The following is a 21,064-nucleotide window of genomic DNA, read 5'->3' as shown; positions in this document are numbered from 1 at the left end:
CGAGGTCACGGAACGTAGTCAGGGTGCTGCCTCTTCTGTGAGACGCGGCCCGAGGCGAACGCTGGGGGTCGTACCACGCCGGTATGGGTCATCCGGCCGCGGATGGGCCGGGTGGCGCGGGACCACTGCCGTCGCTCGAGCGCTCGTGCCGCTGAGGGGGTCCCTCATCTGCGGTCGTACGTGTCGCACGACTCGCGCGGAGGGCTGTCGGGTCGGAGCCGATCGGGCCACCGACCGGGCATCCTCATTCGTTTTCACCTTTTTCACGCCACCGGTACATCCAAAATACTCAGTAGGCGCAATACCACTGTACCCCGGATTCGCGCATGTGTGTTGGGCGAATTCGTCGGAACGGTGTGATGTCACTGGTTGGCCGGGCCCTTCCGCACTCCTCCGGGCGGGCTATTCTGCGCTCCATGGAGACGCCTGACAACGCCACTGAAACCCCCGAACCCACCGGAATCGCCGCCCAGGACTGGGCCACCGCGTCGGTGGACCCGCAGTACCGGGCAGCCGTCGTGGACCTGCTGGGAGCGCTCGCGTACGGGGAGCTGGCGGCCTTCGAGCGGCTTGCCGAGGACGCCAAACTCGCGCCGACGCTGTCCGACAAGGCGGAGCTGGCGAAGATGGCCTCCGCCGAATTCCACCACTTCGAGCGGCTCAGCGAGCGGCTGGCCGAGATCGAGACGGACCCGACCGCCGCGATGGAGCCGTTCGCCAAGGCGCTCGACGACTTCCACCGCCAGACCGCGCCGTCTGACTGGCTGGAGGGCCTGGTCAAGGCGTACGTCGGCGACTCGATCGCCAGTGACTTCTACCGGGAGGTCGCCGCCCGGCTCGACTCCGACACCCGCTCGCTGGTCCTCGCCGTGCTCGACGACACCGGACACGGCAACTTCGCCGTGGAGAAGGTGCGCGCCGCGATCGAGGCCGAACCGCGCGTCGGCGGCCGGCTCGCGCTGTGGGCCCGCCGGCTGATGGGCGAGGCGCTCTCCCAGGCCCAGCGCGTGGTGGCCGACCGCGACGCGCTCTCGACGATGCTCGTCGGCGGCGTGGCCGACGGCTTCGACCTGGCGGAGGTCGGACGGATGTTCTCGCGGATCACCGAGGCGCACACCAAGCGCATGGCCGCGCTCGGACTCGCGGCGTAGGGAATCCGCCGGGGCCGGCCGCCGGGCCGGCCTCAGGCCGCCGCTGATCGGCTCAGCCGTTGACTGCGCGGGCGGATCAGCAGGGAGAGCGTCACGGCTCCGATCAGCACCGAGCCGATCAGCGCGGCCACGGCATGGCCCGGCCCCAGCATCGAATGCATGAGGTAGACGCCGAACAGCGCGCCCAGCGCGCCGGTGGTGAGGACGGTGCGGCGGGACGGCAGCCGGTGGGGCAGCGAGCGGAGCGCCAGCCAGGCGAGAACGAGCCCGAGGGCGACGGCGCCGAGCGGTTCCAGGATCACAGTGGATCACCTCGCGGATAGCGGGGCGGTCAGGGGGCGACCGGCGCGTTCGTGCCGGACGGACCCCCGGATACGGTCGTTGGTGGTCCTACCCGAGGTGGCCGGAACGCAACCCTCCTCCGCGCCGCCTCCGCAACCGGAATCCCGCCGCGCACCGCGGACCCGCGGTACGCATGCGGACGGGCGGCGGCCCGGTGGTCGTCCCACCGGGCCGCCGCCCGTCCGTCGCTCGGAGCGCGCGGCCTACAGCGCGCCGAACCCCACGCGGCGCGCGGTGGGCTCGCCGATCTCCACGTAGGCGATCCGGTCGGCCGGCACCAGGACCTTGCGGCCCTTCTCGTCCGTGAGGCTGAGCAGCCGCGCCTTGCCGTTGAGCGCCTCTGCGACGGTGCTCTCGACCTCTTCGGCGGAAAGCCCGCTCTCCAGAACGATCTCGCGGGGCGAGTGCTGCACCCCGATCTTGACCTCCACGGCTATGTCCCTCCGACGGTCAGTCCCTGCGCGGTGAGCCGCGCCGTACGCAGCACACATTAGCCCGCTGAGCGGGGCCGTCGGCGTCGGCGGGCAACGCCCGCAGCGAACACGGACGGCGGCCGCGCCGGGCGGCCCGCGTCAGTGCTGCTCGATGCCGTGCAGCGGGAAACCGGCGATGCCCCGCCAGGCCAGCGACGTCAGCAGCTGGACCGCGGTGTCACGCGGGATGGCGGACCGGCTGGAGAGCCAGTACCGGGCCACGACCTGGGAGACGCCGCCCAGGCCCACCGCGAGCAGCATGGACTCGTCCTTGGAGAGCCCGGTGTCACCGGCGATGACGTCGGAGATCGCCTCCGCGCACTGCAGCGACACCCGGTCCACGCGCTCGCGCACCGCGGGCTCGTTGGTCAGGTCGGACTCGAAGACCAGCCGGAAGGCGCCGCCCTCGTCCTCGACGTACGCGAAGTAGGCGTCCATCGTCGCGGCGACCCGGAGCTTGTTGTCGGTGGTCGACGCCAGGGCCGTGCGGACCGCCTGGAGGAGCGACTCGCAGTGCTGGTCGAGCAGGGCCAGATAGAGCTCCAGCTTTCCGGGGAAGTGCTGGTAGAGCACCGGCTTGCTGACCCCGGCCCGCTCGGCGATGTCGTCCATCGCGGCGGCGTGGTAGCCCTGCGCCACGAAGACTTCCTGCGCGGCGCCCAGCAGCTGGTTGCGTCGGGCGCGGCGAGGCAGTCGAGTGCCCCGCGGGCGCGCCGCCTCGGTCTGCTCGATGGCTGTCACGCCGCCTCCCAAGTGTGTGATCTGACTCAGCCCTTCCGTACACGCTGCGCCCTGCGGCCATCGTACTTTTGGGTAACCCGGCTGTGCGTGGCGCGGACGCAGAATTTCATGGACCGGACGGCTGCGGTAGCCGTGGGTTCCCCGGCCACCTGGACAAAGCAGCTTGTATCAGCGGTAATCGTCCTCATCCTGTGCGACGACGCGGGTCTGTTCCACCGCGTCCGCCTCGTTCGCGGCGTCCGGGTCCAGGTCCGTGAGCGGTTCGTCGTCCCGCTGCTGGAGATCGGCGCGCTGCTCGGCGGCGTCCGCGCGGGGGGTCTCCTGGTCCGGCTCGTCCGGCTGCACGGCCGCGAAGGTCTCCGGGTCGCTGGGGTCGACCGTCATGGTGACTCCCTTCCTCGCCTTCGAGCGTAGGAGCAGTCCCGGCGGTCCGCCATGGGGTGCCTGTGACCGCGAACACATGAATCGAGGTGTGATCGTCTCGTAACATTGCCGCATGTCTTCGACCGAGCTGCCGGGAGTCCGTGCCGCAACCGCCGCGGTGTCCCCGACGCCCGGTGCCGACGGGGTCGCGGAGGGGGAGGAGCTGCGGTCCGTCGCCCTTCCCGGGCTGACGCTGACCGTCCGGTCCCGGCCCGCCGGGCGGACCGGGCTGCCGCCCGCGCTCTATGTGCACGGGCTCGGCGGCTCCTCGCACAACTGGTCGGCGCTGATGCCGCTGCTCCAAGACGTGGTGGACGGCGAGGCGGTCGACCTCCCGGGCTTCGGCGACTCCCCGCCGCCCGACGACGGCAACTACTCGGTCACCGGCCACGCCCGCGCCGTGATCCGCCTCCTCGACGCGGCCGAGCGCGGCCCGGTCCACCTCTTCGGCAATTCGCTCGGCGGCGCCGTGGTCACCCGGGTCGCCGCGGTCCGGCCCGACCTGGTGCGCACGCTCACGCTGGTCTCGCCCGCGCTGCCCGAACTCCGGGTGCAGCGGACGGCCGTGCCGACCGGGCTGCTCGCGGTGCCCGGGATCGCCGCCCTGTTCGCCCGGATGTCCAGGGACTGGACGGCGGAGGACCGCACCCGGGGTGTGATGGCGCTCTGCTACGGGGACCCGGCCAGGGTCACCGAGGCCGGCTTCCGTGACGCGGTGGCCGAAATGGAACGCCGGATCGCGCTGCCGTACTTCTGGGACGCGATGGCGCGCTCGGCACGTGGCATTGTCGATGCGTACACGCTCGGCGGGCAGCACGGACTGTGGCGCCAGGCCGAGCGGGTGCTCGCACCGACCCTGCTGGTGTACGGCGGACGGGACCAGCTCGTCTCGTACCGGATGGCGCGCAAGGCGTCCGCGGCCTTCCGGGACGCGCGGCTGCTGACGCTGCCCGACGCGGGGCACGTGGCGATGATGGAGTACCCGGAGGCGGTCGCCCAGGCCTTCCGGGAACTGCTGGACGAACGCGGCGGGAGCTGATCCGGGGCGTGGGACGACATAGTCGAAAGGGCCCCGGACCCTCGGGGTCCGAGATCGAGGCCGCCGCCGCGAAAGCGGGCGGCGAGCGGGGGGCCGCCGGATCGCCGGGCCCCGGCAATGGGCGCCGGCGCAAGCCGGCGGAGGCGGACGCGCCGGCCGGTTCCGGCGGACACGACCCGTTCCAGCAGGCCGGCCAGGTGCGCGGCGGCCACCCCGAGCAGCACGAGCCGGGCGGCGGCTGGGGCACCGGCCCGCAGCCCCGCCTCCGGGCCGACGGGGCCGGGCCCGCCGCGCCGACCCCTCCGGCCCGGCCGCGGCGTACGGGCCCGGGGCAGCCGCAGGCCGGTACCCGGCCGCTGATACCGGGACCGCGGCGCGAGTTCGTCGAGGCGTTCGACGCACCGGCCGCACCGGCCGCGCCGCGCGGGACCTCCGTACCCCCGGCCCGCCCCGCCGATCCGTACGCCTCGGTCGGTGAGTGGGACGAGGAGCCGCCCGCGCCCTCGGACGGTGCTCCGGCCAAGGGCGACAAGGGAGGCAAGGGCCGTGCCTTCGCCGGGATCGCGGCCGCCGCGGTGACCACCGTGCTCGCGGTGGTCGTCGCCGGTCAGGTCGCCCAGGACGACGGGGCCAAGAGCGCCGCCGCCCAGCCCTCCGGCGTCGACCGGGGCGGCGCCGACGGTGCCTCCCGCTCGGACGGCCGGGGGACGCCGGCCCCGCAGGAGGCCGCGGCCAAGCCGCTCTCGTACGCCCAGAAGATGGCCAAGGCCTATCCGCTGGACCCGAAGCTCAAGGCGTCCGGGAAGTTCGAGACGGTGCCCGGCACGGCGAAGGCCCCCGGGCGCGGCCACAGGTACCGCTACCGGATAGACGTCGAGAAGGGGCTCGGCCTCGACACCGCGCTCTTCGCGCGGGCCGTCCAGGAGACGCTCAACGACGACCGAAGCTGGGCGCACGACGGGGCGATGACCTTCGAGCGGGTCTCCACCGCCGACGCCGACTTCGTGATCACCCTGGCCAGCCCCGGGACCACCGGCGACTGGTGCGCCAAGTCCGGGCTGGACACGACCGTGGACAACGTCAGCTGCGACTCCGCGGCGACCGAGCGTGTCATGATCAACGCCTACCGCTGGGCGCAGGGCTCGTCGACCTTCGGGCCGGACAAGCTCCTCGCGTACCGCCGGATGCTGATCAACCACGAGGTGGGCCACCGGCTGGGACACAACCATGTGAGCTGCCGCACGCCCGGGGCGCTCGCCCCGGTGATGCAGCAGCAGACCAAGTCGCTGGACATCGACGGCATCAAGTGCCGCCCCAACTCCTGGGTGTACCCCACGGATTGACGCCGTGCCGGGCGGGCCCGCGGACGCCGCGGGTCCGCTTCCGGACCGTCCGCGCCTTCTCGCCGTACTCGGAGTAACGGCTGTGCGTACCCCCGTTCTGTCCGCATGGTGAGATTACCGTCTCGAATCGCGTTGACATCATTCGGGCGCTCCACCATATTTCTCGGCATGTCACACGGCCCCGTCCTCCCCGATCGCGCAGTCATCGAACTCGCGCTCATCGGTGTGACCGGGCACAGTGTCGCCGACATCCACTGTTGCTGACGCCCGTCCGAGCGCGCGTCCGCCCGCGGTCCGGCCCTGAGGGGCCGGTGCCGCCCCGTGGTCCCGCCGCGCCGGACCCCTCCGTCCGCAGGCGCGGCAGTCACCGGTGTCCCCCCGGCCCTCCACGGCCCCTCGGCCGCCTCTCGCCGCTGCCCGCGCGGAATTATTTTCTCCCGTTTTCAGGCAGTACGTCCGAGAGGTCATCTTCCGATGCGTCAACCGTCCGTCATATCGCGCCGCGTGGCAGCGGCCACCGCCGTACTCGTCGTCGCCGCGAGTGTCGCTGCCTGCGGGCCCGAGGACAAGAAGGGCGGCGACAGCGGTGCCGGAGCGGCCGGGAAGCCGGCGAAGGGCGGCACGCTCACCGTCCTCAACAGCAAGCCCCAGTCGGACTTCGACCCCGCCCGGCTCTACACCTCCGGCGGCGGCAACGTCCCGTCCCTGGTCTTCCGTACGCTCACCACCCGCAACCGGGCCGACGGCGCGGCCGGTGCCAAGGTCGTCCCCGACCTCGCGACCGACCTGGGCCGTCCCAGCAAGAACGCCACGGTGTGGACGTACACGCTCAAGGACGGGCTGAAGTACGAGGACGGCACCCCGATCACCAGCGCCGACATCAAGTACGGCATCGAGCGCTCCTTCGCCGCCGAACTCTCCGGCGGCGCCCCCTACCTGCGCGACTGGCTCATCGGCGGCGCCGACTACCAGGGCCCGTACAAGGACAAGAAGGGCCTCGACTCGATCGAGACGCCCGACGCGAAGACCATCGTCTTCCACCTCAACAAGCCGGAGGGCGAATTCCCCTTCCTGGCCACCCAGACCCAGACCACCCCGGTGCCGAAGGCCAAGGACACCGGCACCAAGTACGAGGAGCACCCGGTCTCCTCGGGCCCGTACAAGGTGGTGCGCAACGAGGGCGACGGCGAACGGCTGGCCCTGGAGCGCAACCCGCACTGGTCGGCCGCCACCGACGACCAGCGCAAGGCCTACCCCGACCGGATCGACGTCCGCTCCGGGCTCGACTCCGCCGTCATCAACCAGCGGCTCTCCGCCTCGCAGGGCGCCGACGCCGCCGCCGTCACCACCGACACCAACCTCGGCCCGGCCGAACTCGCCAAGGTCACCGGCGACAAGAAGCTCGCCGCCCGCGTCGGCACCGGACACTTCGGCTACACCAACTACATCGCCTTCAACCCGAAGGTGAAGCCCTTCGACGACCCGAAGGTGCGTCAGGCCATCGCCTACGCCGTGGACCGCTCCTCCGTGATCAACGCGGCCGGCGGCTCCTCGCTCGCCGAACCCGCCACCACCTTCCTGCCCGCACAGGCGGCTTTCGGCCACACTCCGTACGACCACTTCCCGGCCGGGAAGAACGGCGACGCCGCCAAGGCAAAGGAGCTGCTGAAGGAGGCCGGCCACCCCGACGGGCTGACCGTCACCCTCACCCACTCCAACGAGAAGGACTTCGCCACCGGCCCGGAGATCGCCACCGCGCTCCAGGAGGCCCTGAAGAAGGCCGGCATCACCGTCCGGCTCAAGGGTCTGGAGAGCAACGACTACTCCGACACCGTCTACAACGTGAAGAGCGAGCCCGGCTTCTTCCTCGGCGGCTGGGGCGCCGACTGGCCGTCCGGCGGCCCGTTCTTCGCGCCGGTCTTCGACGGACGGCAGATCGTCAGGGCCGGCTACAACTTCAACTCCGGCCAGCTGGACGACCCCGCGGTCAACAAGGAGATCGACGAGATCAACAAGCTGACCGACCTCGAGGCCGCCGCGAAGCGCTGGGGCGCCCTGGACGAGAAGGTCGGTGAGCGGGCCCTGACCGTGCCGCTCTTCCACCCGGTCTACAAGCGCCTGTACGGCGAGGACATCAAGAACGTCGTGATCAGCGACTGGACCGGCGTGCTCGACATCTCGCAGGTAGCGGTCAAGTAACCATGGCCGACGCTACTGCGGCCGAGGAGGCGGGGGCCGTGGCGGCCCCCGCCTCCGGGGCCCGTCCGTTCTGGCGGCGGCTGCGCGCCCGGCCCTCGGCGCTGGTGGCCGCGGCCGTCGTCGCCCTGCTCGTCCTGGCCGCGCTCGCCGCCCCGCTGCTCACCGCCGTCGAGGGCCAGGACCCGACCACGTACCACCCGGACCTCGTCGACTCCGCCACCGGCGGGGTGCCGCTCGGCTCCTTCGGCGGGATGAGCGCCGAGCACTGGCTCGGCGTCGAACCGCTCACCGGGCGCGACCTGTTCGCCCGGGTCGTGTACGGGGCCCGGGTCTCGCTCGGCGTCGCGCTGGCCGCCACCCTGCTCCAGGTGGCCATCGGCCTCGCCGTCGGCCTCGCCGCCGGGCTCGGCAACCGCCTCGTCGACCAGCTGCTCAGCCGGGTCACCGACGTGGTGGTCGCGCTGCCGGTCATGGTGATCGCGCTCGGCGCGCTCGCCGTCGTACCCGCAGGCTTCCCGCGCCCGGTCCTGATCGCCGTGATCATCGGCCTGGTCGGCTGGTCCGGCATCTCGAAGATCGTGCGCGCCCAGACGCTGTCGCTGAAATCGCGCGACCACGTCGCCGCCGCCCGGCTCAGCGGCTGGGGCTCCTGGCAGATCGCCCGGCGCGAACTGCTCCCCTCGCTGGCCGCCCCCGTCATCACGTACGCCGTGCTGCTCTTCCCGGGCAACATCGTCGTCGAGGCGGCCCTGTCCTTCCTCGGCGTGGGCATCAAACCGCCCACCCCGTCCTGGGGGCAGATGCTCAGCGACGCCGACACCTGGTACCAGGCGGCGCCCACCTATCTGCTCATCCCCGCGCTGCTGCTCTTCATCACCGTGCTGGCGCTGACCGTCCTCGGCGAGGGCGTGCGCACCGCGCTCGACCCGCGCGCCGAGTCCCGGCTGCGGGTGGGCACCGGCCGGAAGAAGGAGGCCGACGCGTGAAGTGGTTCCTGCTCAGACGGCTCGGCGGGGCGGTGCTCGTCCTGTTCGTGCTCAGCGTCGTCGTCTACGCCGCCTTCTACGTCGCCCCCGGCAACGTCGCGCAGATCGCCTGCGGACCGCGCTGCTCGCCCGCCCAGGTCGCCCAGGTCAGCGAGCAACTGAACCTCGGGGACCCGCTGTACGTGCAGTACGCGCACTTCCTCCAGGGGCTCTTCGCGGGCCGCGACTACTCGACCGGCACCGGTGTGCTGCACTGCCAGGCGCCGTGCCTGGGGCTCTCCTACCAGAGCGACCAGCAGGTCACCGAGCTGATCCTGGCCAAGCTCCCGGCCACCGCCTCGCTCGCGCTCGGCGCCTTCGTGCTGTGGATGCTGCTGGGCGTCGGCACCGGGCTGCTCTCGGTGTGGCGGCGCGGCCGGCTCACCGAGCGCGTCCTCACCTGGATCACCCTCGCCGGGATGGCCACCCCCGTCTTCGTCATCGGGCTGCTGCTGATCATCGTCCTGGTCACGGCGCTCCAGATCCTGCCCTTCCCGGACTACGTGCCGTTCACCGAGGACCCGGAGCAGTGGGCGTGGAACCTGCTGCTGCCGTGGATCTCGCTGGCCCTGGTGTCGGCGGCGCCGTACGCCCGGATGACCCGGGCCTCGATGCTGGAGACCCTGGCCGAGGACCATGTGCGGACCTTCCGGGCGTACGGGGTCGGCGAGCGGGCGCTCGTCGGGCGGCACGCGCTGCGCGGCGCGCTGGCGCCGGTGATCGCGCTCGGCGCACTGGACATCGGCTCGATGTTCGGCGGCGCCGTGCTCACCGAATCGCTCTTCGGTATCCCGGGGGTCGGCCGCGAACTGGTCGACGCCGTGAAGCACGTGGACCTTCCGGTCGTCGTGGGGCTGGTGCTCGTCACCGGGTTCTTCGTCGTCCTCGCCAATACCGTCGCCGACATCCTCCAGGCGATGGCCGACCGACGGGTGGTGCTGGCATGAGCCTGGTCGAAGTCTCCGATCTGTCCGTCTCGTTCGGCGACGTACGGGCGGTGGACGGGCTGTCGTTCTCGCTGGAGCCCGGCGGGGCGCTCGGGGTGGTCGGCGAGTCCGGCTCCGGCAAGAGCGCCTCGGCGTACGCCCTGCTCGGACTGCACCGGGGCACCGGCGCCAGGGTCACCGGCTCGATCCGGGTCGCCGGGGTGGACGTGACCGCCGCGAGCGACGCGGAACTGCGGGCCCTGCGGGGCGCCGGGGCCGCGATGGTCTTCCAGGACCCGCTCTCCTCGCTCGACCCGTACTACGCGGTCGGCGACCAGATCGCCGAGGTGTACCGGGTCCACAACAAGGCCTCCCGGCGGGCCGCGCGGGCCCGTGCGGTCCAGGTGCTGGACCGGGTCGGCATCCCCGACGCCGCCCGGCGCTCCCGGTCCCGGCCGCACGAGTTCTCCGGCGGGATGCGGCAGCGGGCGCTGATCGCGATGGCCCTGGCCTGCGAACCCCGGCTGCTCATCGCCGACGAGCCGACCACCGCCCTCGACGTCACCGTGCAGGCCCAGATCCTTGACCTGCTGCACGAGTTGCGCCGGGAGACGGGGATGGGGCTGCTGCTGGTCACCCACGACGTGGGCGTGGCGGCCGAGTCGGTCGACGAGGTGCTGGTCATGCGCGCGGGGCGGGCGGTCGAACGGGGCCCGGTGGGCCAGGTGCTGGTGGCCCCGCGCGAGCCGTACACCCGGGAACTGCTGGCGGCGGTGCCCCGGGTGACGGGGGAGCGCACCGGCTCCGGCACGAAGCCGACGGCCGACGCCGAGGTGCTGGTCGAGGCCGTCGACGTACGGCAGGTCTTCGGCCGGGGGAAGGGCGCGTTCACCGCCGTCGACGGGGTCTCGCTCGCCGTGCGGCGCGGCGAGACGCTCGGCGTCGTCGGCGAGAGCGGCAGCGGCAAGACCACCCTCGGCCGGATGCTCGTCGGGCTGCTGGAGCCGACCTCGGGCCGGCTCACCCGGGACGCCCGGGTGCAGATGGTCTTCCAGGACCCGGTCTCCTCGCTCAACCCGCGCCGCTCGATCGGCGAGTCGGTCGCCGACCCGCTGCGGGCCGCCGGCGAGCGCGACGAGAAGGCGATCAGGGCGCGGGTCGGCGAGCTGCTAACCCGCGTCGGACTCGACCCGGACGGCTACGACCGCTACCCCCACGAGTTCAGCGGCGGGCAGCGCCAGCGCGTCGGGATCGCCCGCGCGCTGGCCGCCGAGCCGGAGCTGATCGTCTGCGACGAGGCCGTCTCCGCGCTCGACGTGACGACCCAGGCCCAGGTGACCGCGCTGCTGGCCCGGCTCCAGCGGGAACTCGGGCTGGCCCTGGTCTTCATCGCGCACGACCTCGCCGTCGTCCGCCAGGTCAGCGACCGGGTCGTGGTCATGCGGCGCGGCCGGATCGTCGAACAGGGCACGGTGGACCAGGTCTACGGGGACCCGAAGGACCCGTACACCCGGCAGCTTCTGGCGGCCGTGCCCGCGCTCGACCCGGCGCTGGCGGCGGTGCGCCGCGCGGCCCGCAAGGAGCTGGCCGCCGCCTGACACCCCGTGACCTTCCGTATGTCCAGCACAACAGAACGTTGTCCGGGCGGGAAAGTTACGACGGTTCACCCCTTTCGGTGGTGCGACGGACAACCGTCCGTCGCGCCACCGGCGTATGCGCTTACCTTCTTCCCGCTGTGAGCCGCCGTTTTTTCCGGTGGACACCCACGAGGGAGAACGGAGGTGTACTCGTGAGGATCGGGCTACTCACCGACGGTGGCCATCCCTGTGCGACCGGTGAGTCCGGGGCATGGTGCGACCGGCTGGTACGCGGGCTCCCGCAGCACGAGTTCGACCTCTTCGCGCTGGTCCGCTCCGTGGAGCAGGAGGCGTGCGGCGCGTTCCCGGAGCACGGGGGCCGGGTGCGTACGGCGCCGCTCTGGGCCGACGACGGGCACCGCCCCGGGCCCCGGGCCCCGAAGGGCCTGCTCGCCCGGATGGCGACGGGCGGCACCGCCCGCCCGTACGGCCGCCGCGAGCGGCAGTGGTTCACGGACCGGCTCGCGGACCTCGTGGCCGCGGTCTGCGCGGCCGGCGGCGAGGACGAGACCGCCGTACGGGGCCCCGCCGACACGGACCCCCGGTTCGCCGACGGCCTGTACGGCCTGGCCGAACTGGCCCGCGAGCACGGCGGACTCGCCACGGCGCTGCGCTCCGAAGCGGCCGTCCAGGTACTCGAAGCGGCCTGCCGGGCCCCCGGCACCGCACGCACCGTGCAGAGCGCCACCGTCCCGGACCTCCTCGCCTTCGCCCAGGAGCTCGGCCGGGCACTGCGCCCGCTCTCGCTGGACTGGTACGACGAGCGGGGCCTCGGCGCCGTCGACCTCTGCCACGCGGCCTCCGGCGGTGCCGCCGCCCTCCCCGGGCTGCTGGCCGGACATTTCTTCCGGACCCCCTTACTGGTCAGCGAGGACGGCGCCCGGCTGCGGGAGCACTACCTCGCCGCCGGCTCCACCCTGCTGAACGCGCCGGCGCGCGCCCTCCTCGCGAGTTTCCACGGCAGGCTGGCCACCGAGGTGTACCGCCGGGCCACGATCGTCACCTCGGGCACCACCCACGCCCGCCGCTGGCAGGAGCGGTGCGGCGCCGACCCCGCGAAGCTCCGCACGCTCCGGCCCGGCATGGCCGCCGACCACTTCGCGGAGCTCGGCGAGCGCGACGACTGCGGCCCCGGCGACACCCTGGTCTGGGTCGGCCGGATCGAGCCCGCCAAGGACCTGACGACGCTGCTGCACGCCTTCGCCGAGGTGCGCGGGGCCGAGCCGGGGACCCGGCTGCGGATCATCACCACGGCTCCACCGGGCCCCCGGGGCGAGGGCCATCTCGTACGGTGCCGGGCGCTCGCGGCCCGGCTGTTCCCCGGCGGAACAGCGGCCCCGGTCTCCTTCGAGGAGACCGGCGGGGCCGGTCCGTCCGGGGCCGCCGACGCCTACGCGGCGGGCGGCGTCGTCGTCCAGTCCAGCGTGGCGGAGGGCTTCCCCGCCGATCTCGTCGCGGCGATGCTCTGCGGCCGGGCCACGGTCTCCACGGACGTCGGCGCGGTCGTCGAGACCATCGGCGGCACCGGGCTCGTGGTGCCGCCGCGCGACCCGCGGGCGCTGGCCGGTGCCTGCCTCGCGCTGCTCCGCGACCCCGAGCGCCGTGCACGGCTCGGCGCGGCGGCGCGCGCCCGCGCACTCGAACTCTTCACCGTCGAACGGAACCTCGCGGACCTCCACGGTCTCTACCTGGAACTGATCGCCCGGGCCCCGGTGCGCGGACAGGCGGCGGAGCGCGCGGACGGCGGGCCCCGCCCGTTCGCCACCCCGCCGGAGGCACACGTCCTGGACACCTGGACCGGCCCGGCCACCGCCGGCCGCAAGCCCAGCTGGGCCACCGACCCACGGGCCGTCTGCGCGGGGACGCGGGGAGCGGGTGGCCGCGATGTGTGAAGCGGAACAGCCGGCGCCGTGGATCCCCGGCCCGGAGCGCACCGGAGCGGGTCCCGGCGGTCCCGCCCGCCGGGACCCGGACGGCGACGACCACGGAGGAACCACCATGGACGGCCCGACCGGGGCCCCCGGCGCCCCCGCCCCGCGCGCCCCCGAGATCGCCCACTCCGCCCCCGGACACCCGGCCCGCCGGGCCGCCGCCGGGCGACGCGGCCCCGCCGACCCGGTGCGCTCGCTGATGCACCGCCACCGCGAGCTCTGCGAACGGGCCGTCGACCCGCTGGAACTGGCCGCCGGGCTCGAAGCCCACGGCGTCACCGACCGCGCCGCCGCCCGCTACCGGCACCGCGACGTCTTCTCGCTCGCCGAGGAGCTCTTCGCCCGGGTGCCCGGTGTGCCGACCGGCCGCGCGGGCGCGCCGGAGGCTCCGGCGCGCGACACCGCGCCCCGCGCCGCCTGGACCCTGCGCGCCCTCCTGCCGGGTGCCGCCTGCGCCGCGACCCTGGGGGCGCTCGCCCTCGCCCCGGACGCGCTCGACGGCCGGATCCGGCTCGCGATCGGCCTCACCGGGGCCCTCGCCGTCCTCACCGCGCTCGCGCTCGCCCTGCGCGGCGGCCCGCTGCGCACCGGGGCCCGCCCCTCCGCCACCGCCACGGCGTACACCTGCTGGCTCCTCGGCTACGTCCTGTACGGCGAACCCCTCCTCGACCAGGTGCTCAGCGGCGGCCCCGAAGGCCCCTGGGCGCTCACCCCCGCACCGCTGCTGGGCCTGGCCCTCGCGCTCGCCCCGGCCGCCTGGTGCGCCCACCTCTTCTCCGTCCACGCCCGCCGCAGGCTCATCGGCAGCCGGGTCCTGGAGGAGTTCGGCGCGGGCGTGCGCCCCCTGCTCCTCGGCGCTGTCGCTCTCCACCTCTGCGCCCTCGTCGCCCTGCTCTCCCTCGCGCACCTGACGTACGGGGGCGGCGGGGCGTACGCCGGAGCGGGCGCGCTCGGGCTGCTGCTGCTGGCCGCCCGGCTGCTCGCCGTGCACGGCTTCCCCGGGCTCGCCACCGGCGGGCTCGCCGCCGCCTGCGCGGCCGAGGCGCTGGCACCCGCCCTGGTGCTGGCCGGGCGGCTGCCGGGACTGCGCTTCCTGGCCCGCCCCGTAGACCTTCTCGTCCTGACGGCCGGCACCGGAGCCGTACCGGCCGTCGCCTGCGGCGGAGCCGCGCTCGGGCTGCTGATCGCGGCCACCGCAGTCCTCTCCCGCGCATCCGCCCACAGCACCGCCCGGCCGGTCGACGAAGGCCCGGTCGCCGCGTAACCCACACCACGCCAGATCACCGTCAACGCCTGCCCCGCGGAGCCGACGCCGCGGGTCACCGCCCTTCCAACGCCTCACATACCTAGGAGACACCGGACATGACCCCCCAACCCCCTTTCCCGGCAGCTGGCCGTCGGCGCCGAGGGGGCGCGCGATGAGGGTGCTGCTGCTCGGAGCCAATGGCTTCCTCGGCCGCTTCGTGGCCGACCGGCTGCTCGCCGACCCCGCCGTGCACCTCACGGCGCTCGGCCGCGGCGACGACGCCGACGTCCGCTTCGACCTCGCCAGCGGCAGCCCCGGCGCGCTGACCCGCTTCCTGGACGCCGTCCATCCCGGAGTCGTCGTCAACTGCGCGGGCGCCACCCGCGGCGGGGCCCGCGACCTGACCCGGCACAACACCGTCGCCGTCGCCACCGTCTGCGAGGCGATGCGGCGCAGCGTCTGCACCGCCCGGCTCGTCCAGCTCGGCTGCTCCTCGGAGTACGGCCCCTCGCAGCCCGGTTCCTCCACGGCCGAGGACGCCGTCCCGCGCCCCGGCGGCCCGTACGGGGTCAGCAAGCTCGCCGCCACCGAACTCGTCCTCGGCTCCGGCCTCGACGCGGTGGTGCTGCGGGTCTTCTCGCCGGTCGGGCCGGGCACGCCGGCCGGCTCCCCGCTCGGGCGGCTGGCCGAGGCGATGCGCCGGGCCATGCAGTCCGGCGACGGCGAGCTGAAGCTCAGCGGCCTCGGCGTGCAGCGCGACTTCGTGGACGTGCGCGACGTCGCCCGCGCCGTGCACGCCGCCTCGCTCTCCGCCGCCCAGGGCGTCGTCAACATCGGGACCGGCCGCGCCGTGCGCCTGCGGGACGCAGCCGCCGTCCTCGCCCGGGTCGCCGGGTTCGCCGGCGCGCTCCACGAGCTGGACGCGCCCCCGCCCCGGCTGCCCATCGGCGCCCCGCGCAGCTCCAGCGAGTCGGTGATCGAGCACCTCTCGGCGACCCCGTCGCCCTACCCGGACGGATGCGGCGCCTGGCAGCAGGCCGATGTCCGCACCGCCCGCGACCGGCTGGGCTGGCGGCCCCGGATCAATCTGGAGGAATCCCTCGCGGACATCTGGATGGAGGCCGCGTGCCGCATCTGACCAGCCCCGGCACCGCCCGCCGGACCAGCGGTGCCGGGCGGCTCGGCTTCGGGGTGCCCGGATACGCCCACCCGTTGCTCGCGCCGACCGAATGGGCCGAGCTGGCCCGTCCCGGCACCCCGCTGCACTGGGCCGTCCTGAACATCGACAACGGCCCCGGCGCCCGCCCCGACCCGCACTGCCTGGAGGTCGTGGGCCGGCTCCGCCACGCGCACGGGAGCGGGCACGGACCGGAGGCGCGGCCCGGTGGCGGGCGGCTGCTGGGCCATCTCGACCTGGCGTACGGCAGCCGTCTCTTCGCGGAGCTGATCGCCGACGCCCAGTGCTTCCTCGACTGGTACCGCGTCGACGGCTTCTACCTCGACCGCTGCCCGGCCGAGCGGAGCCACCTCCCGGTGGTGCGCCGGCTCACCAGCACCCTCGCGACGTTCCTGGAGCACGGTGGCCGCCCGTACGGGAAGGGGAGCGGGCCGCTGGTGCTGGGGGTGGGCACCCACCCGTACCCCGGCTACGCCGAGGCCGCCGACCAGCTGGTCACCTTCAACGGGGGGTGGACCGAGTACCGCTGGTCCCAGGTGGCGGAGTGGACCGCCTCCTACCCGCCGGAGCGGTTCGCGCACTTAGTCCACGGCGTCCCGCGCACCCACCTGGACGAGGCGATGCGGGTGGCCCGCTGGCAGGGCGCGGGCACGATCTTCTTCACGGACCGGGACGGCCGGCGCGGACAGAACGACCCATATGTGACGCTGCCCAGGTACTGGGACGAAATCGTCTCGCGGATCGGACCTGGTATCTCGGAATGAGGAGGGGCGTGGCAGTGTTACCGGAAGAACAACCGTACGTAGTCGAAGTACGTAGAAACCGACCACCTGCATTGTTGAGGTTCCTGTGTCGCTGCCACCCCTGGTCGAGCCGGCCGCCGAGCTCACCGTCGACGAGGTCCGCAGGTACTCCCGCCACCTGATCATCCCGGATGTCGGGATGGACGGGCAGAAGCGGCTGAAGAACGCGAAGGTGCTCTGTGTCGGCGCCGGCGGTCTCGGCTCCCCGGCCCTGATGTACCTGGCCGCGGCCGGTGTCGGCACGCTGGGCATCGTGGAGTTCGACGAGGTCGACGAGTCGAACCTGCAGCGCCAGATCATCCACAGCCAGGCCGACATCGGGCGCTCCAAGGCCGAATCCGCCAAGGACTCGGTGCTGGGCATCAACCCGTACGTGAACGTGGTCCTTCACGAGGAGCGGCTCGAAGCCGACAACGTGATGGACATCTTCGCCCAGTACGACCTGATCGTGGACGGCACGGACAACTTCGCCACCCGCTACCTGGTCAACGACGCGGCCGTACTGCTGAACAAGCCGTACATCTGGGGCTCGATCTACCGGTTCGACGGCCAGGCGTCCGTCTTCTGGTCCGAGCACGGACCCTGCTACCGCTGCCTCTACCCGGAGCCGCCGCCGCCGGGCATGGTGCCGTCCTGCGCCGAGGGCGGGGTGCTCGGGGTGCTCTGCGCCTCGATCGGCTCCATCCAGGTCAACGAGGCCATCAAGCTGCTCGCCGGCATCGGTGACCCGCTGGTCGGCCGGCTGATGATCTACGACGCCCTGGAGATGCAGTACCGCCAGGTCAAGGTCCGCAAGGACCCCGACTGCGCGGTCTGCGGCGAGAACCCGACCGTCACCGAGCTGATCGACTACGAGGCCTTCTGCGGCGTCGTGTCCGAGGAGGCCCAGGAGGCGGCGGCCGGTTCCACGATCACTCCCAAGCAGCTCAAGGAGTGGATCGACGCGGACGAGAAGATCGAGATCATCGACGTCCGCGAGCCGAACGAGTTCGAGATCGTCTCGATCCCCGGCGCCAAGCTGATCCCGAAGAACGAGTTCCTGATGGGCAACGCCCTCCAGGACCTCCCGCAGGACAGGCGCATCGTCCTGCACTGCAAGACGGGCGTCCGCAGCGCCGAGGTCCTCGCGGTCCTCAAGTCGGCCGGATTCGCCGACGCGGTGCACGTGGGCGGCGGCGTCATCGGCTGGGTCAACCAGATCGAGCCCGAGAAGCCGGTGTACTGAGACACCCGATGCCATGGTGAAGGGGCCGGTCCGCACGGACCGGCCCCTTCACCATGTCCGCCCTACGAGCAGGTCCGGCCGTCCTCGGGGACCTTCCCGTCGAGGAAGTACGCGTCCACGGCCGAGGTCACGCAGGAGTTCTGGCCGTACGCGCCGTGCCCCTCGCCCTTGTTGGTGAGCAGGACGCCCACGCCCTTGCCCAGCGAGTCCGCCATCCGCCGGGCACCCTCGTACGGGGTCGCCGGGTCGCCGGTGTTGCCGACGACCAGCACCGGACCGGCGCCCGGGGCGCTCGTCTCCGGGTGCTCGTGCTCCCCGGCCACCGGCCACTTCGCGCACCAGCCGGCCGTGTCCCACGCCAGGAACGGGCCGAACACCGGGGACAGCTTCCGGAACTCCGGCAGCAGCGCCCGCGCCTCGTCGGCGGTCGGCCGGAGCTTGCTGTCGGCGCAGGAGACGGCGCGCTGGGCGTGGCTCTGGGTGCCGTAGTGGCCCTGGGCGTCCCGGCCGTTGTACGAGTCGGCCAGCCGGAGCAGGGTGTCCCCGGTGCCGTTCCTCTCGGCCTCGTCGAGCGCCTGGGTGAGGACCGGCCAGCTGGACCTGGAGTAGAGCGGTGTGACGATGCCGATGACGGCCAGCGACTGGTTGAGCTCACGGCCCGAGCCGGTCGGCAGCGGCTTCCGGTCGAGCCGGTCCAGCAGCCGGGCGATGCGCCGGGTGCCCTCGGCCGGGTCCTGGCCGCTGTCCTTCAGGTAGTTGTCCAGGGCCCGCTGGAAGCCGGTCGCCTGGTTGCGGGCGTGCCCGATCGCGTCGGCGGTCGGATCGACGACGGCGTCCAGGACGGTGCGTCCGACGTGTGCGGGGAAGAGGTGGGCGTAGGTGCCGCCGAGTTCGGTGCCGTACGAGATGCCGAAGTAGGTGAGCTTCCGGTCGCCGAGCACCTCGCGGATCAGATCCATGTCCCGGGCGGCGTTCGATGTGCCGACGTACGGCAGGACCTTGCCGGAGCGGCGGGCGCAGCCCGCGCCGAAGTCGGCGCCGTACTTCATGAAGGCCGCCTCCTCGGCCGGGGTGTCCGGGGTCATGTCGACCTTCCGGTTGTCGGCCTCCTGCTCCTCGTCGGTGCGGCAGCGCACCCCCTCGCTGCCCGCGACGCCGCGCGGGTCGAAGCCCACCAGGTCGTAGCGGGTGTTGAGGTTCGTGTACGAACCCGCGGCGCGCGGCAGGGTCGAGACGCCGGAGCCGCCGGGGCCGCCGAAGTTGAAGAGCATCGAGCCCAGGCGCCGGTCCCGGTCCGTGGCCTGCTTGCGGATCAGCGCGATCCCGAGGGTGTCGCCGTCGGGCTTCGCGTAGTCCAGCGGCACCCGGACCGTCGCACAGCGCCACTCGGAGCCGGGCGCGCTCTCCCCGGCGCGGGCCCCGCACCGCTTCCAGTCCGGCCGCTGGGCGGGGAGGGAGGCGGGGAGCCGGGGTGAGCCCGGCCCCCCGGTGGCCGCGGCGGGCGAGGAGCCGGCCGGGGCGGCGGCCCCCCGGTCCGCCTCCCCGTCCGCGGAGCCGCCGCAGCCTGCGAGCAGCCCGGTCAGCAGGAGCGCGGCGGCGGCCAGGGCCCCGGCGCGTGCGTGTACGACCACGTGTTGCGTCCTCCCGGTGTGCCTGCCCGGCGTCCGGGCAAGAGAGGCCGCCCATGCTAGGGGGTGCGCACGTGAGGAGGGGCTACTTGCAGACGGTGCCGGCCGAGGGGACCTTGCCGTCCAGCAGGTAGCCGCCCACGGCCTTCTGCACACAGGCGTTGCCGCTGTTGTACGCGCCGTGCCCCTGGCCCTCGTACGTCATCGTCACGCCGACGCCCTTGCCCAGCGCGTCGGTCATCGCCTTGGCGCCCGCGTACGGGGTCGCCGGGTCGCCGGTGTTGCCGACGACCAGGATGGGGGCGGAGCCCGGGGCGCTGACGTCCGGGTGGTTCCAGGCGCCCGCCACCGGCCAGCCGGTGCAGGTCATCAGGGACCAGCCCAGGTAGTCGCCGAAGATCTTCGAGGCGGAGCGGAACTCGGGGAGCTTGGCCTCGGTCTGGTCGGAGGTGAACCGCTGCTTGGAGTCGGCGCAGTTGATCGCGGTGTTGGCGGCCATCGAGTTGTCGTAACGGCCGTTCTGGGAGCGGCCGTTCATCGAGTCGGCGAGGGCCAGGAGCAGGCCGCCGTTGCCGCCGTCGGCCTCGTCGAGCCCCTGTTCCAGCAGCGGCCAGGTCTGCTTGGAGTAGAGGGCGGCGGCGATGCCGGTGACCGCCAGGGTCTGCGTCAGGTTGCGTCGGCCGAGCCCCTGGACCGGCTTCTTCTCCAGCCGGTTCAGCAGGTCGGAGATGTGCTGCTCGACCTCCTTCGCGTTGGCGCCGGGCAGCTTGCAGGCGTCGCCGCGGTCGACGCAGTCCTGGGCGAAGTTGTCCAGGGCGAGCTGGAAGCCCTTGGCCTGGCCGAGCGAGGCCTGCACGGTGTCCTCGGTCGGGTCGACCACCGCGTCCAGCACCGCCCGGCCGACGTTCTTCGGGAACAGGTGGGCGTAGACGCCGCCGAGCTCGGTGCCGTACGAGATGCCGAAGTAGTGGAGCTTCTGATCGCCGAGGACCTGGCGCATCAGGTCCATGTCCCGGGCGGCCTCGGTGGTGCCGACGTGGGGGAGCTGCTTGCCGGAGTTCTGCTTGCAGGCCAGCGCGTACTTCTTGGTGCTCTCGACGAAGGTGTTCACCTCCTCGCTGGTGTCCGGGGTTGCGTCGATCTCGTAGCGGGCGTCGAGCTGCTTGTCGTCCTCGCACTTCACGCCCTCGCTGCGGCCGACGCCGCGCGGGTCGAAGCTGACCAGGTCGTAGCGGGCGCGGAGCTTCTCGTAGTCGGTGCCGAAGGCGGGCAGGGTGGCGACGCCGGAGGCGCCGGGGCCGCCGAAGTTGAAGAGGAGGGAGCCGATCCGCCGGTTCTCGTCCTTGGCCCGGGCCCGGATCAGCGCCAGCCGGATCGTGTCGCCGTCGGGCTTCGCGTAGTCGAGCGGCGCGTTCATGAACGTGCACTCCCAGGGGGTGCCGCCGGGCAGCGGGGACGGTGCCTTTCCGCCGCCCTGCGCCGCGGACGGGGCGGGGCAGGGCTTCCACGTCAGCTTCTGGGCGGCGAGGCCGGAGCCGGTGGTCTCGGCCGCGACGGGCGAGTTCTCCGACCCGGCCGGGCCGCTCCCGTCGGCACTCTTCGAGCAGGCGGCGAGGGGCAGGAGCAGGGCGGCCGCGGTGGCCAGGGCGGCGGTGCGCAGGGCAGGGGAGGTCCTCATGCGCCCATGCTGCGGCGGCGCCGGGGGCTTCGCACGGGGCGCCGGTCCAAGCGGGTGGCGGACGGCCGGGGCGTCGC

General features: G+C 73.3%; 19 protein-coding genes. 13 read left to right on the top strand and 6 right to left on the bottom strand.

Going from position 1 to position 21,064, the window contains the following annotated elements:
* The first annotated feature begins 416 nt into the window (after positions 1-416).
* Entirely contained in the window at positions 417-1,151 is a 735-nt protein-coding gene (locus tag ACIQGQ_RS00345; protein ID WP_402388754.1) for a ferritin-like fold-containing protein, read from the top strand.
* A gap of 32 nt (positions 1,152-1,183) precedes the next feature.
* On the opposite strand, the gene ACIQGQ_RS00340 is transcribed toward ACIQGQ_RS00345, so the two are convergent.
* From ACIQGQ_RS00340 to ACIQGQ_RS00325, 4 genes are all read right to left on the bottom strand, one after another.
* Positions 1,184-1,453 carry a hypothetical protein gene (locus ACIQGQ_RS00340; RefSeq protein ID WP_366292912.1) on the bottom strand — a complete coding sequence of 90 codons (270 nt, stop codon included), beginning with the start codon at positions 1,451-1,453 and terminating at the stop codon, positions 1,184-1,186.
* Between the two features lie 243 nt (positions 1,454-1,696).
* Positions 1,697-1,924 carry a DUF3107 domain-containing protein gene (locus tag ACIQGQ_RS00335; RefSeq protein WP_352278291.1) on the bottom strand — a complete coding sequence of 76 codons (228 nt, stop codon included), beginning with the start codon at positions 1,922-1,924 and terminating at the stop codon, positions 1,697-1,699.
* Positions 1,925-2,065: 141 nt separating this feature from the next.
* Entirely contained in the window at positions 2,066-2,707 is a 642-nt protein-coding gene (locus ACIQGQ_RS00330; RefSeq protein WP_352278293.1) for a TetR/AcrR family transcriptional regulator, read from the bottom strand.
* Positions 2,708-2,875: 168 nt separating this feature from the next.
* A complete protein-coding gene (locus tag ACIQGQ_RS00325; RefSeq protein WP_402388750.1) occupies positions 2,876-3,091 on the bottom strand; it encodes a hypothetical protein in 216 nt (71 codons plus the stop codon).
* 112 nt (positions 3,092-3,203) lie between these two features.
* Here ACIQGQ_RS00325 and ACIQGQ_RS00320 point away from each other — a divergent pair, with 112 nt between their 5' ends.
* The 12 genes from ACIQGQ_RS00320 to moeZ all read left to right on the top strand — a co-directional run bounded on the left by ACIQGQ_RS00320 (position 3,204) and on the right by moeZ (position 17,681).
* Positions 3,204-4,169: an alpha/beta fold hydrolase gene (locus ACIQGQ_RS00320; RefSeq protein ID WP_402388747.1), complete on the top strand. Its 966-nt coding sequence runs from the start codon at positions 3,204-3,206 to the stop codon at positions 4,167-4,169.
* A gap of 8 nt (positions 4,170-4,177) precedes the next feature.
* The gene (locus tag ACIQGQ_RS00315; RefSeq protein ID WP_402388745.1) at positions 4,178-5,512 is read left to right on the top strand and encodes a DUF3152 domain-containing protein; all 1,335 of its coding nucleotides are present in this window, start codon (positions 4,178-4,180) and stop codon (positions 5,510-5,512) included.
* Between the two features lie 105 nt (positions 5,513-5,617).
* Positions 5,618-5,776 (top strand): Ms4533A family Cys-rich leader peptide, encoded by a 159-nt coding sequence (locus tag ACIQGQ_RS00310; RefSeq protein ID WP_402388742.1) that lies wholly within the window; start codon positions 5,618-5,620, stop codon positions 5,774-5,776.
* Positions 5,777-5,986: 210 nt separating this feature from the next.
* Positions 5,987-7,711, top strand: coding sequence for an ABC transporter substrate-binding protein (locus tag ACIQGQ_RS00305; RefSeq protein ID WP_402388741.1), 1,725 nt, complete (start codon positions 5,987-5,989; stop codon positions 7,709-7,711).
* Positions 7,712-7,713: 2 nt separating this feature from the next.
* Positions 7,714-8,697 (top strand): ABC transporter permease, encoded by a 984-nt coding sequence (locus ACIQGQ_RS00300; protein ID WP_402388738.1) that lies wholly within the window; start codon positions 7,714-7,716, stop codon positions 8,695-8,697.
* Complete coding sequence (locus ACIQGQ_RS00295) at positions 8,694-9,683, top strand: ABC transporter permease (protein WP_402388735.1); 990 nt, start codon at positions 8,694-8,696, stop codon at positions 9,681-9,683. The genes ACIQGQ_RS00300 and ACIQGQ_RS00295 overlap by 4 nt, the downstream gene beginning before the upstream one ends.
* Entirely contained in the window at positions 9,680-11,260 is a 1,581-nt protein-coding gene (locus ACIQGQ_RS00290; protein WP_402388733.1) for a dipeptide ABC transporter ATP-binding protein, read from the top strand. Before ACIQGQ_RS00295 ends, ACIQGQ_RS00290 begins: the two co-directional genes overlap by 4 nt.
* Positions 11,261-11,451: 191 nt before the next feature.
* Entirely contained in the window at positions 11,452-13,191 is a 1,740-nt protein-coding gene (locus ACIQGQ_RS00285) for a DUF3492 domain-containing protein (protein ID WP_402388730.1), read from the top strand.
* 106 nt (positions 13,192-13,297) lie between these two features.
* Positions 13,298-14,494, top strand: coding sequence for a hypothetical protein (locus ACIQGQ_RS00280; RefSeq protein ID WP_402388727.1), 1,197 nt, complete (start codon positions 13,298-13,300; stop codon positions 14,492-14,494).
* Positions 14,495-14,648: 154 nt separating this feature from the next.
* Positions 14,649-15,614, top strand: coding sequence for an NAD-dependent epimerase/dehydratase family protein (locus ACIQGQ_RS00275; protein ID WP_366292942.1), 966 nt, complete (start codon positions 14,649-14,651; stop codon positions 15,612-15,614).
* Complete coding sequence (locus ACIQGQ_RS00270; protein WP_402388724.1) at positions 15,602-16,417, top strand: spherulation-specific family 4 protein; 816 nt, start codon at positions 15,602-15,604, stop codon at positions 16,415-16,417. The genes ACIQGQ_RS00275 and ACIQGQ_RS00270 overlap by 13 nt, the downstream gene beginning before the upstream one ends.
* Positions 16,418-16,502: 85 nt before the next feature.
* The gene (gene moeZ / locus ACIQGQ_RS00265) at positions 16,503-17,681 is read left to right on the top strand and encodes an adenylyltransferase/sulfurtransferase MoeZ (RefSeq protein ID WP_366292948.1); all 1,179 of its coding nucleotides are present in this window, start codon (positions 16,503-16,505) and stop codon (positions 17,679-17,681) included.
* Positions 17,682-17,743: 62 nt separating this feature from the next.
* On the opposite strand, the gene ACIQGQ_RS00260 is transcribed toward moeZ, so the two are convergent.
* Together ACIQGQ_RS00260 and ACIQGQ_RS00255 are read right to left on the bottom strand one after the other, a co-directional pair.
* Positions 17,744-19,312, bottom strand: coding sequence for an alpha/beta hydrolase (locus tag ACIQGQ_RS00260; protein WP_402388721.1), 1,569 nt, complete (start codon positions 19,310-19,312; stop codon positions 17,744-17,746).
* Positions 19,313-19,394: 82 nt separating this feature from the next.
* Positions 19,395-20,987, bottom strand: a complete 1,593-nt coding sequence (locus tag ACIQGQ_RS00255; protein WP_402388719.1) for an alpha/beta hydrolase — start codon at positions 20,985-20,987, stop codon at positions 19,395-19,397.
* Positions 20,988-21,064: the final 77 nt, after the last annotated feature.

The organism is Streptomyces sp. NPDC092952, assembly GCF_044754785.1.
Lineage (GTDB): Bacteria > Actinomycetota > Actinomycetes > Streptomycetales > Streptomycetaceae > Streptomyces.
The sequence above is the reverse complement of the archived record's forward strand: the minus strand, read 5'-3'. Positions and strand labels throughout refer to the sequence as shown.

Excerpts from the sequence above, each read along its gene's own strand:
- ACIQGQ_RS00310 (WP_402388742.1), top strand. The coding sequence starts at position 5,618 with ATGGTGAGATTACCGTCTCGAATCGCGTTGACATCATTCGGGCGCTCC.
- ACIQGQ_RS00280 (WP_402388727.1), top strand. The coding sequence starts at position 13,298 with ATGGACGGCCCGACCGGGGCCCCCGGCGCCCCCGCCCCGCGCGCCCCC.
- ACIQGQ_RS00290 (WP_402388733.1), top strand. The coding sequence starts at position 9,680 with ATGAGCCTGGTCGAAGTCTCCGATCTGTCCGTCTCGTTCGGCGACGTA.
- ACIQGQ_RS00320 (WP_402388747.1), top strand. The coding sequence starts at position 3,204 with ATGTCTTCGACCGAGCTGCCGGGAGTCCGTGCCGCAACCGCCGCGGTG.
- ACIQGQ_RS00255 (WP_402388719.1), bottom strand. The coding sequence starts at position 20,987 with ATGAGGACCTCCCCTGCCCTGCGCACCGCCGCCCTGGCCACCGCGGCC.
- ACIQGQ_RS00305 (WP_402388741.1), top strand. The coding sequence starts at position 5,987 with ATGCGTCAACCGTCCGTCATATCGCGCCGCGTGGCAGCGGCCACCGCC.
- ACIQGQ_RS00275 (WP_366292942.1), top strand. The coding sequence starts at position 14,649 with ATGAGGGTGCTGCTGCTCGGAGCCAATGGCTTCCTCGGCCGCTTCGTG.
- ACIQGQ_RS00300 (WP_402388738.1), top strand. The coding sequence starts at position 7,714 with ATGGCCGACGCTACTGCGGCCGAGGAGGCGGGGGCCGTGGCGGCCCCC.
- ACIQGQ_RS00345 (WP_402388754.1), top strand. The coding sequence starts at position 417 with ATGGAGACGCCTGACAACGCCACTGAAACCCCCGAACCCACCGGAATC.
- ACIQGQ_RS00325 (WP_402388750.1), bottom strand. The coding sequence starts at position 3,091 with ATGACGGTCGACCCCAGCGACCCGGAGACCTTCGCGGCCGTGCAGCCG.